This window comes from Vibrio sp. CUB2 (genome assembly GCF_001557945.1).
Lineage (GTDB): Bacteria > Pseudomonadota > Gammaproteobacteria > Enterobacterales > Vibrionaceae > Vibrio > Vibrio owensii.
The window spans coordinates 1-602 of sequence record NZ_LNRB01000075.1 but is presented as its reverse complement, the minus strand read 5'-3'; the positions used below and the strand labels follow the sequence as shown (position 1 = coordinate 602).

The following is a 602-nucleotide window of genomic DNA, read 5'->3' as shown; positions in this document are numbered from 1 at the left end:
CAGTGTCCCGTTCGTCTAGAGGCCTAGGACACCGCCCTTTCACGGCGGTAACAGGGGTTCGACTCCCCTACGGGATACCATTGGGTCGTTAGCTCAGTTGGTAGAGCAGTTGACTTTTAATCAATTGGTCGCAGGTTCGAATCCTGCACGACCCACCATTCTTTAAGAATAACTCTCAAGATGGGGCTATAGCTCAGCTGGGAGAGCGCCTGCCTTGCACGCAGGAGGTCTGCGGTTCGATCCCGCATAGCTCCACCATTCTTGACGTCTACCACAAGACGAAAAACTTATGTGGGCGATTAGCTCAGTTGGGAGAGCACCTGCCTTACAAGCAGGGGGTCACTGGTTCGAGCCCGGTATCGCCCACCATTCTCTAAGTATTTTTGGATAGGAATTCCAAACCACTTCAGTAAAACGTACGTGGTTAGAATCTTCGACTCTGAAAGTCTTTAGAAAATGACTTCTTAGGAAGTGATTAGCTCTTTAACAATTTGGAAAGCTGACAAAACAAACTTTTAAGTTTGTTTGTAAAGTTCTCAATGTTTGTCTTTATGACAAACACCAAAAAACACATTCAAGTGTTCTTGGGAATATCACTTTTA

The 602-nt window shown here is 45.8% G+C and carries 4 tRNA genes; all 4 read left to right on the top strand.

What is annotated here, in order from left to right:
- Window positions 1-4 precede the first annotated feature (4 nt).
- The 4 genes from ATB78_RS27920 to ATB78_RS27905 all read left to right on the top strand — a co-directional run bounded on the left by ATB78_RS27920 (window position 5) and on the right by ATB78_RS27905 (window position 369).
- Window positions 5-80: transfer RNA gene (locus tag ATB78_RS27920), tRNA-Glu, on the top strand.
- A gap of 2 nt (window positions 81-82) precedes the next feature.
- A tRNA-Lys gene (locus ATB78_RS27915) sits at window positions 83-158 on the top strand.
- A 24-nt stretch (window positions 159-182) separates the two neighbouring features.
- A tRNA-Ala gene (locus ATB78_RS27910) sits at window positions 183-258 on the top strand.
- A gap of 35 nt (window positions 259-293) precedes the next feature.
- A tRNA-Val gene (locus ATB78_RS27905) sits at window positions 294-369 on the top strand.
- Window positions 370-602 lie beyond the last annotated feature (233 nt).